The sequence below is a fragment of the Streptomyces sp. NPDC057099 genome (genome assembly GCF_042671245.1).
Lineage (GTDB): Bacteria > Actinomycetota > Actinomycetes > Streptomycetales > Streptomycetaceae > Streptomyces > Streptomyces purpurascens.
In genome coordinates, this window is sequence record NZ_JBHUTX010000051.1 from 1 (window position 1) to 15,293 (window position 15,293).

The 15,293-nt window shown below is 67.8% G+C and carries 15 protein-coding genes; 11 read left to right on the forward strand and 4 right to left on the reverse strand.

Going from position 1 to position 15,293, the window contains the following annotated elements; translation table 11 throughout:
* The first annotated feature begins 80 nt into the window (after positions 1–80).
* From ACFT4A_RS36035 to ACFT4A_RS36045, 3 genes are all read left to right on the forward strand, one after another.
* Positions 81–1,085 (forward strand): ThiF family adenylyltransferase, encoded by a 1,005-nt coding sequence (locus ACFT4A_RS36035; protein ID WP_382839079.1) that lies wholly within the window; start codon positions 81–83, stop codon positions 1,083–1,085.
* Between the two features lie 106 nt (positions 1,086–1,191).
* Positions 1,192–2,517: an ABC transporter substrate-binding protein gene (locus ACFT4A_RS36040; RefSeq protein WP_382839082.1), complete on the forward strand. Its 1,326-nt coding sequence runs from the start codon at positions 1,192–1,194 to the stop codon at positions 2,515–2,517.
* Positions 2,518–2,526: 9 nt separating this feature from the next.
* On the forward strand, positions 2,527–3,273 hold the full coding sequence (locus ACFT4A_RS36045) for a class I SAM-dependent methyltransferase (protein ID WP_382839085.1): 747 nt from the start codon (positions 2,527–2,529) through the stop codon (positions 3,271–3,273).
* Positions 3,274–3,385: 112 nt separating this feature from the next.
* On the opposite strand, the gene ACFT4A_RS36050 is transcribed toward ACFT4A_RS36045, so the two are convergent.
* Entirely contained in the window at positions 3,386–4,087 is a 702-nt protein-coding gene (locus ACFT4A_RS36050; RefSeq protein WP_382839088.1) for a DUF5324 family protein, read from the reverse strand.
* Positions 4,088–4,440: 353 nt separating this feature from the next.
* Between ACFT4A_RS36050 and ACFT4A_RS36055 the strand changes: the two genes are divergently transcribed.
* Both ACFT4A_RS36055 and ACFT4A_RS36060 read left to right on the forward strand, forming a co-directional pair.
* Positions 4,441–4,968 (forward strand): peptidylprolyl isomerase, encoded by a 528-nt coding sequence (locus ACFT4A_RS36055; protein ID WP_382839091.1) that lies wholly within the window; start codon positions 4,441–4,443, stop codon positions 4,966–4,968.
* Positions 4,969–5,104: 136 nt separating this feature from the next.
* Positions 5,105–5,995, forward strand: coding sequence for a rhomboid family intramembrane serine protease (locus ACFT4A_RS36060; RefSeq protein ID WP_382839093.1), 891 nt, complete (start codon positions 5,105–5,107; stop codon positions 5,993–5,995).
* 255 nt (positions 5,996–6,250) lie between these two features.
* Here ACFT4A_RS36060 and crgA read toward each other — a convergent pair whose 3' ends face one another.
* Complete coding sequence (gene crgA / locus ACFT4A_RS36065) at positions 6,251–6,505, reverse strand: cell division protein CrgA (protein WP_215120283.1); 255 nt, start codon at positions 6,503–6,505, stop codon at positions 6,251–6,253.
* Between the two features lie 139 nt (positions 6,506–6,644).
* On the opposite strand from crgA, the gene ACFT4A_RS36070 reads away from it, so the two are divergent.
* From ACFT4A_RS36070 to ACFT4A_RS36095, 6 genes are read left to right on the forward strand one after another with little or no spacing between them, the layout of a single operon-like run.
* Positions 6,645–7,424, forward strand: coding sequence for a DUF881 domain-containing protein (locus ACFT4A_RS36070; RefSeq protein ID WP_382839095.1), 780 nt, complete (start codon positions 6,645–6,647; stop codon positions 7,422–7,424).
* Between the two features lie 23 nt (positions 7,425–7,447).
* The gene (locus ACFT4A_RS36075; protein ID WP_382839098.1) at positions 7,448–8,125 is read left to right on the forward strand and encodes a class E sortase; all 678 of its coding nucleotides are present in this window, start codon (positions 7,448–7,450) and stop codon (positions 8,123–8,125) included.
* A 17-nt stretch (positions 8,126–8,142) separates the two neighbouring features.
* A complete protein-coding gene (locus tag ACFT4A_RS36080) occupies positions 8,143–8,340 on the forward strand; it encodes a hypothetical protein (RefSeq protein ID WP_189727378.1) in 198 nt (65 codons plus the stop codon).
* The gene (locus tag ACFT4A_RS36085; protein ID WP_382839101.1) at positions 8,337–8,975 is read left to right on the forward strand and encodes an aminodeoxychorismate/anthranilate synthase component II; all 639 of its coding nucleotides are present in this window, start codon (positions 8,337–8,339) and stop codon (positions 8,973–8,975) included. Before ACFT4A_RS36080 ends, ACFT4A_RS36085 begins: the two co-directional genes overlap by 4 nt.
* A complete protein-coding gene (locus ACFT4A_RS36090; protein WP_382839104.1) occupies positions 8,972–10,231 on the forward strand; it encodes a class E sortase in 1,260 nt (419 codons plus the stop codon). Before ACFT4A_RS36085 ends, ACFT4A_RS36090 begins: the two co-directional genes overlap by 4 nt.
* Positions 10,232–10,244: 13 nt before the next feature.
* Positions 10,245–10,997, forward strand: coding sequence for a class E sortase (locus ACFT4A_RS36095; protein WP_382839107.1), 753 nt, complete (start codon positions 10,245–10,247; stop codon positions 10,995–10,997).
* A 95-nt stretch (positions 10,998–11,092) separates the two neighbouring features.
* Here the strand turns inward: ACFT4A_RS36095 and ACFT4A_RS36100 are convergent, their stop codons facing one another.
* Positions 11,093–12,124, reverse strand: a complete 1,032-nt coding sequence (locus ACFT4A_RS36100) for a restriction endonuclease (protein WP_382839109.1) — start codon at positions 12,122–12,124, stop codon at positions 11,093–11,095.
* A gap of 1,041 nt (positions 12,125–13,165) precedes the next feature.
* Positions 13,166–15,190, reverse strand: a complete 2,025-nt coding sequence (gene pknB, locus ACFT4A_RS36105; protein WP_382839112.1) for a Stk1 family PASTA domain-containing Ser/Thr kinase — start codon at positions 15,188–15,190, stop codon at positions 13,166–13,168.
* Positions 15,191–15,293 lie beyond the last annotated feature (103 nt).

Here is a 15,293-nt window from a genome sequence, read left to right on the forward strand (position 1 = left end):
CGGTAAAACGGGGCCGCACACCCGCTCCATGCATCCCTGAGTGGTATCCGCTTCCTGCTTCGAGGATGTGTTCGCGCGCTATGCGTGTATGGCTGAACCCGGCCTGGCAACTGGAATCGGCCGACGGCACGGTGACATTCCAGGGCGAGAAGAAGAAATACGTCCTCGATAACGGCAAGGGCACGGTCAGCCGGCTGCTGGAAGCTCTCGAAGGCGGCTGCGACAGTGAAGCCCTCGAAGCGCTGACGCGCCGCGACTCCGCATGCGCGGGCCTCGTCGGAGGCTTATGGAAGCGCGGCCTTCTCATCGAGTCACCCTCGGGACCCGCGGGCGACGACAGCGTCCACGCCCGGCAGTGGGGGCATCTCGCCCTGCACACACACCGCCCTGACGAGGCACAACGCCGCATCTGCGGCGCCAAGGTCATGGTCATGGGTGTCGGCGGCACCGGTAGCGTGATCCTCCAGCACCTCATCGGAGCCGGCGTCAGGCGCTTCGTCCTCGTCGATGCCGACAAGGTGCAGCTGAACAACCTGAACCGCCAGTTCACCTTCCCCGTGGCAGCCGTGGGAGAACCCAAACTGGACGCGGCCCGCACCTATGTAAGAGACCGGGTGCCGGACGCCGACATCTCGCTCGTCGACCGGTTCGTACGATCGGCCGCAGAAATCGGCGAAGTCCTGGAAACGCACGCGGACGTCGATGTCATCGCCGTCTGCATCGACCAGCCGATCGGCAGCATCTCCGATGCCGTCGCCGCATCGGCCTGGAGCCGGAATATACCGTCCATATTCGGCGGTGTGGGCATGCAGCGGGGCTTCTACGGACCGCTCTTCGCCCCGGGGAAATCAACCGTGACTCCCGAGCAGCTCTCCTTTCCGGAGCGCACCGACGCCGAGTCGGAAAATGATGCCGGTCATCTCCGGAGCACGCGCTATTCCTTCGGCCCCAACAACACCATCATCTGTGCCTGGATGGCCGCTGCGATCATTCATCACCTCGCGGGCATCACCGAGCTCGTCGAATACGACGTGCGGAAAATCATTGACTTCGAAACCGGTCATATCATCGCCCAGGCTCAATAAGCGGTCGCTCGGCATGCCGTGGTCAAGGATTTGAGTGGCTGTACCTCGCCCTAGCGGCACGGTTCGCGCCAAAAACGCAGCAGTATCGCGCCAAAGGGGAAGCGGCATGTCCAAGCCGATCCGAGTGGAAACGGACCTGATTCCGTCGGGCCTCTACGGCGCCGCCGACGACTGGACCGGCCTGACGATCACGCGCCAACTCACCAGCCCGCTCTTCGTGGAAGGCCCCGACCGCACCCTGACGCCAGGCCTGCTGCACCACCCGCTCCGCCTGGACGACAAACGCTGGGACTTCGCCCTGCGGCCCGGTGCGAGGTGGTCCGACGGCCGGCCCATCCACGCCCGCGACATCGCCCGCCACATCGCGGCCGTCGCCAAGCAGGCCGGCCCCTTCGCCTGGCTCGTCTCCCTCATCGAGCGGCTCCAGCCCCTCGACCCCGACCGGCTGCTGCTGACCACCCGCCACCCCGTCGGCGATCTGCCCGCACTCCTCGCCAACCCCGTCTTCGGCCCCCGGCACAGCGACCCGGCCGTCACCAGCGGCGCCTACACCCCGGCCGACGGCCCACCCGGTGAAATCCGCCTGCGGGCAACCGGCCCCTGGCCCGATGTCACCTACGTCCTGTCCACCGGCGCCGAACACGGGCAGCACCTCTACGACCGAAGAGCCGTCGACATCACCTGCCCGACCACGTTCCCCGTGCCCCGATGGGCCCACCGCGCCGACTACCCGGACCTCCAGGTCGACGACCTCGACATCGCCGTCGCCCTCCTCCCGCCGAACAGCATGGCCGCAGAACAGAAGCAAGCCGCAGCGGCCGCCCTCGACCGGCAGGACCTGTCCCACAGACTCCACGGCGCCCTCAGCCCGCTCGACTCCTTCACCGGCCTGTGGGAACCCCACCGCCCCACCGCACCCGCCCACCCCGCACACGAACTGTTCCCGGCGGCCGGGCGCACCCCCGCCCGCCTGGTCTTCCCGGACTTCTCACCGAACCCGGAGACGGCCCGCATCCTCGCCGACCAGCTCGGCCAGAACACCGGACTCATCCTCCGGCCCGAAGCCATCGACTACCGGGCCTATCTCACCGAACTCCACACCACACACCGCGAAGACTTCCGCCTCGTGCTGATGGCCTCGCCCTGGCCCGACCCGGCTGCCCTCCTGCTCCCCTTCACCCGCCGCCCAGCGGACCGGCTCCCCGGCGGACCCACCTCCGCCTTCAAGGACCTCGTGCACCGGGCCCTCGCCGCGGACGACCTCCAGGACCGGCTCGCCCACTGCGCCCAGGCCGAACAACTGCTGAACGCGACCGGTGAGGTCTGCCTGTTCGGACGGCTCAGGTCGGCCGCCCGGCTGCGCGTGAAGAACTACGTCAGCCCGCCGTCCGGCTGGGCCGACCTGTCGGTGTGCGAACCCCCGCCAGACTGAGGACAAGCCATGGCAAAGATCAACTACCTCAAGGTCAACGAGCAGTACTGGGACTCCAACAGCGAGCTCTACCACGACGCCCACCCCGAACACTTCGACGCCGACCGGCACCCCTCCTGGGGCATCTGGCACCTGCCCGAGAGCGACCTCAAGATCTTCACCGACGACCTCCCGGCCGGCTCCCGGATCCTCGACCTCGGCTGCGGCATCGGCCACGACACCACCGGCTTCGCCCGCGCCGGATACCGGGCCTACGGTGTCGAACTCTCCTCCGGCCAGCTCTCACGCGCCCTCGGCGAAGGAGCCGCCGGCTTCGTCCAAGCCGCCGCCGAGCGCCTGCCGTTCCGCTCAGGAGTCTTCGACGCGGCCTTCTGCGACCACGGCGCGTTCGACTTCTCCCCACCCGGGCGCCTGCTCCAGGAAGCCCACCGCGTGCTCCGCCCCGGCGGCATCCTCGGCCTGTGCACCTACTCCCCGCTCCTGCAGATGTGCTTCGACAACCAGAGCGGCACGGTCGGCGAGCGCCTCGCGAACCCCTACGGCGACGCCCGGATGCAGTACGGGGGCGACGTCGTCGTCTTCCACTCCACCTACGCCCAGTGGATCGACCTGTTCCGGGACTGCGGATTCACCATCGAACGCCTGGTGGAACCCCTCGCCCCGGCCGACGGCGCCACCTACTTCAAGGAAGCACTCGACCGGAACTGGGCGGAGAAGTGGCCGGCGGAAGTGGTGTGGAAGGTACGCAAGGTCTGAGCTCGAGCTTGTTTCACGTGAAACAGCACGGCGGGGCGGGAGACCCTCACGGCCGGCTCTCAAAGCCGGACCCCGAGTCTCCCGCCCCGCCGTGCAGTTGCCCCGGCGACCGTCAGGAACGGTCGTCGCGCTGAGCGGCCTCTTCCTCGGCCTGCTTGGCCTGGACCTCCGGGTCCAGGACCGACTGGCCGCTGCCGTCCACGGAAGACAGCCGGCCCGACTCGGGAACCTCCGTCGCGGCGGGCGGCTCCACCAGCCAGTCCGGGTTGGCCTGCTTGTCCCACCACTTCCAGGCGGCGAAGGCACCACCGGCGAGAGCACCCAGAATCGCCAGCGCCTTCACGGCACGGCCGGCCCTCGCCCGCCGCTCCTGCTTGCGCACCAGCTTCTGGATCTCCTTCGATGAGACCTGACCGCGCAGCGCGGCCATCGCGGCCACACTCCGGGCCGCGGCCTCCGTCGTGACGGGCCCGGCCGCGGCCATCGCCTGCTCAAGCCTCGGCCGGGAGTAGTCCGCCGCCTGCTTTGCGGCCTTGCGCGTGCGGACGGCGGCTTCGTGGGCGGCCTGGTCGACCTTCGGCGGCACATGCGTACGGGCCTGCTCCAGATACGGCTGCACATGAGCGCCGTACTGAACACGTGCCTGTCCGGCGGCCTGGGTCACCTTGGGCGCCAGCCGTACGCGTGCCTCGTGTGCGTAGTGCGTGGCCCTGTCCTTGGCCGTGTCGGCGTAGGGCGCCACCACTTCCGCGGCGTGCAGCACGCTGTCCTTCGCCGAACCGGTCGCGGCGCGCACGCTGTCGATGCGGGTCACGGGTTCCTCCTCCTCGGTGGCGTACGGTATTTCGACTTTCCACCCTTTTACGGATCATGCCTCCGGGTGCGCCGCCAGGCATGCGCGGACGGGCATCCGGGTCACGGGAAACGGCCCCGGGCCGTCTCGGGCCGCAAGCCGATCACGTGCAATAGCGGATGAATCGGGGGCAACGGGAGCTTGTCGTCGACAATGCCACGGATCGCCGCCACGCGCGCCCGCCCCGGGCCTACTCGACCGGTTTTCCGCAACCGATCGGCCCTGTTTCCCCCCGGCGAACGGAGGTCAGGCGACGTGGAGCGCCGTCCATGCGAGGATCAGGGAGTCACGGAAAGACAACGGAAGGCAGGATCGTGGCTGAGCAGCTCTACGCCACCCTGAAGACCAACCACGGCGACATCGAAGTCCGGCTTCTGCCGAACCACGCCCCCAAGACGGTCAAGAACTTCGTCGAGCTCGCCCAGGGCGAGCGGGAGTGGACTCACCCCGAGACCGGGAAGAAGTCCACGGACAGGCTCTACGACGGTACGGTCTTCCACCGGGTGATCAGTGGCTTCATGATCCAGGGCGGTGACCCGCTGGGCAACGGCACCGGCGGTCCCGGCTACCAGTTCGAGGACGAGTTCCACCCGGACCTGCGCTTCGACAAGCCCTACCTGCTGGCGATGGCCAACGCCGGCCCGGGCACCAACGGCTCGCAGTTCTTCGTCACCGTCTCCCCGACGGCATGGCTGAACCGCAAGCACACCATCTTCGGCGAGGTCACCGACGCGGCGAGCCAGAAGGTCGTGGACACCATCGCCACGATCCAGACGAACCCGCGCACCGACCGCCCGGTGAACGACGTGATCATCGAGTCGGTCGTCATCGAGACCCGCTGAGCACGAAGGCCCCCACAGGGGAACCAATCGCCCCGCTCGTCCGTAAGGATGAGCGGGGCGGGGCTTTTCCCACCACGGCCTTCACGACCCACGGCCACCACCACGGACCCACGGCTTCCACGACATAGGGGATCTCATGGACGACCAGGCTGCGGGCAGCCCGCAGGACGCCCACAGCGTCCCCATGTGCTACCGCCACCCGGACCGCGAGACCGGCATCCGCTGCACCCGCTGCGAGCGCCCGATCTGCCCCGAGTGCATGGTCAACGCCTCCGTCGGATTCCAGTGCCCCGAGTGCGTCCGCACCGGCTCCGGCACAGGCCACGCGCCCACCGCCGCCATGCCCCGGACCATCGCGGGCGGCGCGATCGCCTCCGACCCCCGCCTGCTGACCAAGATCCTCATCGGTATCAACCTGGCCGTGTTCATCGCCGTCCAGGTCCACGAGTCGATCCTCACCGACATCGTCCTGCTCGGCGCCTGGCCGCCGGCGCCCTTCACACCCACCCAGGGCGTGGCGGGAGGCGAGTGGTACCGCATGGTGACCTCGATGTTCACGCACCAGGAGATCTGGCACATCGCGTTCAACATGCTCAGCCTGTGGTGGCTCGGCGGCCCCCTCGAAGCAGCCCTCGGCCGTGTCCGCTACCTCGCGCTCTACCTCGTCTCGGGCCTCGCGGGCAGTGCCCTGGCCTATCTGCTGACCTCCCCGGACACGGCCACACTGGGCGCCTCCGGCGCGATCTTCGGCCTCTTCGGCGCCACGGCCGTGCTGATGCGCCGGCTCGACTACGACATGCGGCCGATCATCGCGCTGCTGGTGATCAACCTGATCTTCACCTTCAGCCCGGGCTTCAACATCTCCTGGCAGGCCCACATCGGAGGCCTCGTCGCCGGTGTCGTCGTCGGATACGCCATGGTCCACGCCCCTCGCGCGCGCCGCGCACTGGTCCAGTACGGCACCTGTGCGCTGGTCCTCGGCGTGGTCGTCCTGTTGACCCTCCTGAGGACGGCCCAGCTCAGCTGAGCGTGATGTTGTCCACAGCGGGTGGCGAATCTTGTGCACACGGTGCGGGAACACATGTGCCCCCTGTCACTGACCTGCGTCTCCGCAGGTCAGGCAGGGGGCGAACAGGTTTTCGAGCTGCGGTACTTCCGTCGTACCGGCGTCAACACTCAACTAGTTATCCACAGATCGTCTTTCTTTTCCACCTGTGGATAACTGCTGTGGATAACTCAGCGAACAGCCCTGGGCAGAGCTGCGTTCACCGTCCGGCGACCGCTACTTCCACTGGGTGGAGACACCGAATCCGGCCGCGATGAAGCCGAAGCCCACCACGATGTTCCAGTTGCCCAGCGAGTCGATGGGCAGCGAGCCGTCGGTGACGTAGAAGACGACGATCCAGGCCAGGCCGATGAGGAACATGGCCAGCATGACGGGCGCGACCCAGGAACGGTTGGTCAGCTTGATGGCCGTTGCCTGCTTCGCCGGCGGCGGCGTGTAGTCGGCCTTCTTGCGGATACGTGACTTCGGCACGAGGGTCTCTCCTGTCGATGCGCTGCGTGGCCGCGCAGGGATCTGGGTCTGGCTCGGGGCAGCGTAAGGGGACTCTGAGTGCTCCCCCGGTCGTCCGTTAGCGTAGTGCTTCCGTGGCGCCGAAGGAGATAAGGGTACGTTGAGCAATTCTGCCGACTCCCCCGGGACGGGATCCACCCCTGAGCGCGCGCGCCGCTTCCGGCCCGTGCGAATCCTCACGGCGGCCGTCTTCGCTCTCGCGGGTCTGATCTTCTTCACCAGCTTCAACACGGCCAAGGGCACCAATATCCGCACGGACAGCTCCCTGCTGAAGCTGTCCGACCTCATCCATGAGCGCAGCCGTGAGAACGGCGAGCTGGACGAGACCAACGGAACCCTGCGCCAGGACATAGAGGCGCTCGCCGAGCGCGACGACGGCAGCACCAAGGCGGAGGACGACAAGCTCGCCGCCCTGGAGCAGCGTGCGGGCACCCAGAAGCTCAAGGGTGATTCGCTGACGGTCACCCTCAATGACGCCCCGCCGGACGCCACCGCCAAGCTGCCCGGCTATCCCGAGCCGCAGCCCGACTTCCTGGTGATCCATCAGCAGGACCTCCAGGCCGTGGTGAACGCGCTGTGGCAGGGCGGGGCCAAGGGCATCAAGGTCATGGACCAGAGGCTGATCTCCACCAGCGCGGTGCGCTGTGTGGGCAACACCCTGATCCTCCAGGGTCGCGTCTACTCGCCGCCGTACAAGATCACGGCGGTGGGTGACCCGGGCAAGCTGCAGAGGTCGCTCGCGGCGTCCCCGGCGATCCAGAACTACATGGTCTACGTCAACGTCTACGGGCTCGGCTGGAAAGTTGAGGAGAACGGCCCGGTGACTCTTCCCGGCTACTCGGGCACAGTGGATCTGCACTACGCGAAGCCCGTGGAGTAGCAGCCAGGCCGGGGGAGCTGCCGGTGCGCGTGATCGTCAGGACCGTCAGCGAACTGTGCATCACCGTCGGCAGTGTGATCGTGCTGTTCGTCGTCTATGTGCTGTTCTGGACCGGTGTGAAGGCCGACCATGTCATGGACGACCAGATCGATCTGCTTCAGCGGGAGTGGTCGAAGCCTCGTCCGTCGGCCGGGGGCTCCCCTGCGAGCCCGCAGAGGCCCGCGCCCTACGTCAAGGCCAAGCCCTTCGCGATCATGTACATCCCGCGTCTTGGTTTCACGTGGAACAAGCCGGTGCTCGAGGGCACCGCGACCGGCACGCTGAAGAAGGGCCTCGGGCACTACGCGGACACCGCCCAGCTGGGGCAGAAGGGGAACTTCGCGGTCGCCGGCCATCGCCGCACCTACGGGGACCCCTTCAAGGACTTTCCCAGGCTGCGGCGCGGCGATGCGGTGGTGCTGACCGACGGCACGACATGGTTCACGTATCGGATCGACAAAGGCCCGTACAAAACAGTGCCCTCGGACATCGAGGTGATCGACCCTGTTCCACGTACTTCCGGGTACACGGGGCCGGGCCGGTATCTGACGCTGACCACGTGCGAACCGGAATGGGGTCACAGTCATCGTCTGATCGTCTGGGCGCACCTGGACTCCACCCAGCCTGTGGAGGCCGGGAAACCTGAGGCGTTGCGCCGTTAGTCTGGTGGCTGTACGGCGTGGGTCTGGTGCCGTGGTACGACGGAAGGGACGGCATGTACGGCTGGGTCTGGCGGCATCTGCCGGGGAACACGTGGGTGAAGGCGCTGATCTCACTCGCCCTGGTCGTGGCCGTGGTCTACGTCCTCTTCCAGTTCGTCTTCCCGTGGGCGGAACCGCTGCTGCCCTTCAACGATGTGACGGTGGACAACCAGTGAGCGCGCGCATTCTCGTCGTCGACAACTACGACAGCTTCGTCTTCAACCTGGTCCAGTACCTGTACCAGCTGGGCGCCGAGTGTGAGGTCCTGCGCAACGACGAGGTGTCGACGGCGCACGCCCAGGACGGCTTCGACGGTGTTCTGCTCTCCCCGGGGCCCGGTACTCCGGAGCAGGCGGGCGTCTGTGTGGACATGGTCCGGCACTGCGCCGCCACGGGCGTCCCGGTCTTCGGCGTCTGCCTGGGCATGCAGTCGATGCAGGTGGCGTACGGCGGTGTCGTCGACCGTGCGCCCGAGCTGCTGCACGGCAAGACCTCGCCGGTGGAGCACGCGGGCAAGGGCGTCTTCGCGGGTCTGCCCTCGCCCTTCACGGCGACGCGCTACCACTCGCTGGCCGCCGAGCCCGCCACGGTGCCGGTCGAGCTGGAGGTCACGGCCCGGACGCACGACGGCATAGTGATGGGCCTGAGGCACCGGGAACTGCCGGTCGAGGGTGTGCAGTTCCACCCGGAGTCGGTGCTGACCGAGCACGGGCACCGGATGCTGGCGAACTGGCTGGTGGAGTGCGGCGACCAGGGCGCGGTGGCGAGGTCGGCGGGGCTCGCCCCGGTGGTGGGCAGGGCCTCGGCGTGACGGCGCTGCGCCCCGAGCGCGAGTCCGACACCTCGTACGGGCAGCAGTCGTACGGGGCGCAGGGTGCGTTCGAGGACTGGTCGGGCGCTGGGGCGTACGGCGCTTCCCCGCAGCCGGAACCGCAGCCGAATCCGATGCTGAGTCCGCAGCCGAACCCGCAACCGAACCCGCAGCCGAACCCGCAGCCGAACCCGCAGCCGAACCCGCAGCTGAGCGGTCAGCCGGATCCGCAGTCGCAGCCGTACATGTCGGAGCCGGAGCCGGATCCGTACGCGGCGTCGTACGAGCCGCTCCCGGAGGAGCCGTACCTGCCTCCCGTCGACGAGGAGACGGTGGCGCTGCGGATACCGGATCCGCCGTCCGCGGACGGTGACGCCGTGGCGGGCTCTCCGGGCTCGTCCGCCTCCCGGCAGGCCGGACCGGCCCACGGTGGCCGGGCGGCCCGCAGAAAGGCCGCCAAACGCCGTCACGGGCGCCATGGCGGCGCTCCGGACGCCCGACCGGCTCAGGAGGAGTCCGGTCAGGGGGGTCGGCGGGCGCCGCTGTCGCGGGTGGAGGCGCGGCGGCAGGCGAAGGCGAGCAAGCCGGGCGCGGCGGTCGTCGCCAGCAGGGCGATCGGCGAGGTGTTCATCACGACCGGCGTGCTGATGCTGCTGTTCGTCACCTACCAGCTGTGGTGGACGAACGTGCGGGCGCACGCGCAGGCCGGCAAGGAGGCGAGCAGCCTCCAGGACGACTGGGCGAACGGCAAGCGCAACCCGGGGGCCTTCGAGCCGGGGCAGGGTTTCGCCATCCTGCACATCCCGAAGCTGGACGTGGTCGTGCCGATCGCGGAGGGCACGAGCAACAAGGGCGTCCTGGACCGGGGCATGGTCGGGCACTACGCGGACGGTGCGCTGAAGACCGCGATGCCGGGCGACAAGAGCGGCAACTTCGGGCTGGCGGGGCACCGCAACACCCATGGAGAACCGTTCCGGTACATCAACAGGCTCACGCCGGGTGATCCGATCGTGGTGGAGACGCAGGACGAGTACTTCGTCTACAAGATGGCGTCGATCCTGCCGGTGACCCCGCCGAGCAACACGAGCGTCCTGAAGCCCGTCCCCACCGGGTCGGGGTTCACCGAGCCCGGCCGTTACATCACGCTGACCACGTGCACGCCGGAGTTCACCAGCAAGTACCGGATGATCGTCTGGGGCAAGATGGTCGAGGAACGGCCGCGCAGCAAGGGCAAGCCGGATGCGCTCGTCAGTTAAGGGCAGATGACCAGTGGCAGCGACCACCGACACGGACCACGAAGAGCACATCGGCGCGCCCGCGTCACGGCAGGCGGCTCCGCGCCGCCGGCCCGGCCCGATCGCCATAGCGGTCGGTGTCTTCGGGGAACTCCTCATCACCGCGGGCCTGGTCCTCGGGCTGTTCGTCGTCTACTCGCTGTGGTGGACGAACGTCGTCGCCGACCGTGCGGCCGGCAAGCAGGCCGACAGGGTCCGTGACGACTGGGCGCACGGGCGGGGCGGTCCCGGTGTGCTGGACACCAAGAACGGCATCGGCTTCCTGCATGTGCCCGCGATGAAGAACGGCGAGGTCCTGGTCGAGAAGGGCACGTCGAACAAGATCCTCAACGACGGTGTCGCCGGCTACTACACCGACCCGGTCAAGTCGGCCCTGCCGATGTCGGGCAAGAACGGCAACTTCTCCCTCGCGGCCCATCGCGACGGCCACGGCGCCCGGTTCCACAACATCGACAAGATCAAGAAGGGCGACCCGATCGTCTTCGAGACGAAGGACAAGTGGTACGTCTACAAGGTCTACGACATCCTTCCCGAGACGTCGAAGTACAACGTCAAGGTCCTGTCCAAGGTCCCGAAGGAGTCGGGGAAGAAGAAGCCGGGCCACTACATCACTCTGACGACCTGCACGCCGGTGTACACGAGCACGTATCGCTACGTCGTGTGGGGGGAGCTGGAGCGGGTGGAGAAGGTGGACAGCGAGCGGACTCCGCCGGAGGAGCTGAGCTGATCGTCCTCCGTGTGGGAGGACGGCCGCTAGCATGACGGAGGCCCGAAGCCGCAACCTTCTTTTGCGGCTTCGGGCCTTTTGCCGTGGTCCGGTTGTCACTCCAGGACGGTCAGTGGCGCCCCGGCGGTCCACTCCTCCAACAGCCCGCGGTGTACGGCGGTGATACCGCTCTCGGCTGCGATGTTCAGGGCGTCGCGGGTGAAGGGGCAGGTCGCCACGAACAGGGCCACCTCGGACTGGTGCAGGACCTTGGCGGCTCCGGCGAACTTCTGGACGTCGGGGCTGGTGATGGAGAGGTGCGGCGCGAACCTCTTGCACTGGACGACGATGCGTCGCCCGTCGGCCGTGAGTGCGGTGATGTCGATGCCTCGGTCTCTTCCGCCGCCTTGGACGACGACGTTGGTGCAGCCGTCGCGGCGCAGCAGCTCGGCGACGCGTTCTTCGAACTCGCGCCCGTTCATGGCGTCCATGGAGGCCATGACTCCGGCGAGGGGACGGTCCTCGCGTGGGCCTTCCAGTCGCTGCAGCCGGGCGTTGTGCTGTCGGAGCCGCTTTTCGATGCGCTGGACGCCTGCCCGTAGGGCGATGAGCTCTCGCTGGTGCTCGCCCGACGTCTCGATCAGGGCGTTGAACATGGGGACGACGGTCTTGCCCAGGATGTGGGTGATGCGCTGGTCGATCCGGTCGTCGAGGGATACGACGTCGGCCGGGACAGGGTTATCCACAGGCTGTGTGCGTGCCTGGTACTCCATGTCGAGGAGATAGACACGCACTTGACGTGCGACTTCGCTGTCACGGAGCAGCATGGCGACGTTGAGGACGGCGCGTCGGGAGAAGAGGGCGAGGGATCGGGTGCGGGACTGGATTCCACTGAGGTTCTTGAAGGACCTCAGTTCTTCGCCGGTCAGCAGACCGTAGCCGTTGGCCTCCAGCTCGGTTCGGTGGTCCTTGACGAGTGACTTGATGGCTTCGAGACCGACCTCGAAGTACGACGCCACCATCGCCGTCGTCACATGCATCCCGTCCGGCAGCAGCGTCAGTGTCCTGACTCTGTCGAGTACGTCCGTGCGGTCGAGCACGCTGCAGCGCAGAGTGGGCGATTCCAGCAGTGCGGTTTCGTTGATCACGTCTTGTCCTTCGGCTCGGATGGCCGGGGTGGACTTCTGATTCCCCACCCCACCCGGTGAACGAGTCATGAAATGTGAAGACACGATCGATGGGCGTACGAGTCTGCGAGGCAAACTCGAAACGCCCTAACGCCGAAGCAGCGCGCCCGGTACCAGGCGGATGTCGTCGGCATAGGTGGTCTCGCCGCGGCCGTTCACCTCCGGGCAAGCGGCTGGGACGTCGAGGTGTACGAGCGTGCTCCCGCGTAGCCGGGTACAGGCCGCCTGTCGGCAGGCCCGGCCGGTGGACCGGGGCAGCTTTCTGCGGGCCGACGGCCGCCTCATCGGGGACGTGGACTTCGCGGGCCTGCGCCGTCGCACCGGCGACACGGTGCACGTGATCGCACGGCCGACGCCGCTCACGACTCTCACTGCCGCGCTCGACGACGGGGGTGTGCGCTACGGGGAGGAGGTGACCGATGTGCGCGCCCTCGTCGGTGTCCGTATGACGGGCAGCCGTCGGCTCCTGGTGGTGCCCGAACGAACTCGTCGTGGTCCGGGGCATTCGCGGCTGAAGGGAGTGGGGGGGCGACGGACGCGTTCGACTCCGAGCGGCTCGGCAAGGCCCGCTCCTTCGCGCGCCGCGCGGCAGTGCAGGACAAAGCCGAAGGGGGCTCGCCCGCATGACCTGCGCGCGAGCCCCCTTCATCTACTCGTCATTCCACCGTGGCTCAGGTGGTGAGGTTGTACTTGAAGCCGCTGAACTTGTCGCCGCTCTTGATGAGGGAGACGCGCACGCCGACCTTGATGTTCTCGGGCACCTTGCTCCCGAAGCACTGGTACTCGTGCGTCAGGGCAGGGCTGCTCCGTCTTCAGCTGGGCGATGGTCTCGTAGTCGTAGTCGTAGTCGTCGTCGTAGACGGTCAGGCAGTCCCCATCATGACCGAGAGCGCCCCTGCCGCCCGGGTGGTTCGAGCCGCGATCATGGCGTGATCACAGCCCAGCAGACACGAAGGCGCCCCAGCACCGGGGGTGCTGGGGCGCCTGCCGTACGGGGAGCGGTCAGTCGTCCTCGCTGCGGCCGTTCAGGCCGCCGAAGATGCCGCCGTTGCCGTTGCCGTTGCCGCCGTTGTTGTTGCCGCCTCCGACGCCGACGGTCTGCAGAGTGATCGTCGTGCCCGCGGGGTCGTCGACCTCCTGGTTGCCCTGGGGGTCCTGGCCCGCGACGATGGCGGTGTCGCTCTGGTCGCTGCCGCCCGCGAACTGGATGTTCGTGAAGCCGGCCGCCGCCAGGGCCTGCTTGGCCTGGCCGACCGTCTGGCCGACGACCTGAGGCACACGCGCCTTCTGCTGTTTCTTCTTGCCGATCTGGATGTTGACCGACGAGTTCTTGTCGACGGAGGAGCCGGACTGCGGCGTGGTCTGGATGACCTTGCCGACCTGGTTGTCGTCCTGGGTGTCCACCTCGGTGCAGTTGCCCACCAGGTTGTTGGCGGTCATCTGCGCCTTGGCCTGGTCACAGCTCTGGCCGAGGACGTCCGGGACGGTGGACTTCTCCTCCGCCTTGGCGATGGTGAGGGTGATCGTGGATCCCTTCTCCACCTCCTTGCCCAGATCCGGGCTCTGTTCGAGGACGGTGCCGGGGTCCTCAGGGGACTCCTGCGGCTTCGTCTCGACCTTGAACTGGTACTTGTCGTCCTCCAGCACCGCCCTGGCGTCGTCGATGATCTTGCCGACGACACTCGGCACGGCCACCTTCGGCGCCCCGGTCGACACGGTCAGGGTGATGGTGTCGTTCTTCTTGACACTCGTCCCGGCCGTCGGGTCCTGGTCGCACACCTTGCCCTTGCTCTGGTTCTCGCAGGGCTTGTTGGTGGTGGTCAGCTTGAGGTCGCTGTTCTTCGCCAGTCTCCTGGCGTCGTCCACCGTTTCGCCGACGAAGTTCGGGGTGTCGACCGCTTCGTTGCCGACCCCGTCGCCACTGAACGCCCACCGCCCGATCAGGATCGCGCCCACCAGCACCAGGATGCCCGCCGCCACCAGCAGGATCGTGGAGGTGTTGGACTTGCGCTGCTGCCCGCGGCGCCGGTCGGGGCGGTCGTCGTAGCCGTAGCCGTCGTCCGGGCCCACGGGGGGCATCATGGACGTGGCGCCCGCGCCCGATTCCGCGCGCAGGGCCGTCGTCGGCTGGTCGTCGGGGTAGCCGCCGTAGCCCACCGAGCCCATCGCGGCCGTGGCCGCGACCGGCTGGCCGTCGAGGCAGGCCTCGATGTCGGCGCGCATCTCGTCGGCCGACTGGTACCGGTAGTCGGGGTCCTTGACGAGGGCCTTCAGCACGATCGCGTCCATCTCGGGCGTGATCTCGGGGTCGAAGACCGACGGGGACTGAGGCTCTTCCCGGACGTGCTGGTACGCGACGGCGACCGGGGAGTCGCCCACGAACGGCGGACGGACCGTCAGGAGCTCGTAGAGCAGACAGCCGGTCGAGTAGAGGTCCGACCGCGCGTCGACCTGCTCGCCCTTCGCCTGCTCCGGAGAGAGGTACTGGGCGGTGCCGATGACGGCCGAGGTCTGGGTCATCGTCATGCCGGAGTCGCCCATGGCGCGGGCGATGCCGAAGTCCATGACCTTGACCTGGCCGTTGCGCGTCAGCATGACGTTGGCCGGCTTGATGTCGCGGTGGACGATGCCGGCTCTGTGCGAGTACTCCAGGGCCTGGAGGATGCCGATGGTCATCTCCAGCGTCCGCTCCGGCAGCAGCTTTCGGCCGGAGTGCAGAAGCTCACGGAGCGTCGAGCCGTCCACGTACTCCATGACGATGTACGGGATCGACACGTTGTCGATGTAGTCCTCGCCCGTGTCGTAGACCGCGACGATCGCGGGATGGTTGAGCGAGGCGGCCGACTGGGCCTCCCGGCGGAACCGGGCCTGGAAGGAAGGGTCACGCGCGAGATCCGCGCGCAGCGTCTTCACCGCCACGGTGCGGCCGAGGCGGGTGTCATGCGCGAGGTAGACCTCCGCCATGCCACCACGCCCGAGCACCTGGCCCAGTTCGTACCGGCCGCCGAGGCGACGCGGCTCTTCCATAGCTACCTACCAGCCCTCTCCGTCGGTCCCGACCGGCACGCTTGTACGGTCGGAGGCTGCCGTCCGGGCCTACCGTACCCGGCTCGCTTTGTGTGACCTGGCC

Coding starts and splice junctions, on each gene's coding strand:
- ACFT4A_RS36045 (WP_382839085.1), top strand. CDS start 2,527: ATGGCAAAGATCAACTACCTCAAGGTCAACGAGCAGTACTGGGACTCC.
- ACFT4A_RS36060 (WP_382839093.1), top strand. CDS start 5,105: ATGGACGACCAGGCTGCGGGCAGCCCGCAGGACGCCCACAGCGTCCCC.
- ACFT4A_RS36035 (WP_382839079.1), top strand. CDS start 81: ATGCGTGTATGGCTGAACCCGGCCTGGCAACTGGAATCGGCCGACGGC.
- ACFT4A_RS36040 (WP_382839082.1), top strand. CDS start 1,192: ATGTCCAAGCCGATCCGAGTGGAAACGGACCTGATTCCGTCGGGCCTC.
- pknB (WP_382839112.1), bottom strand. CDS start 15,190: ATGGAAGAGCCGCGTCGCCTCGGCGGCCGGTACGAACTGGGCCAGGTG.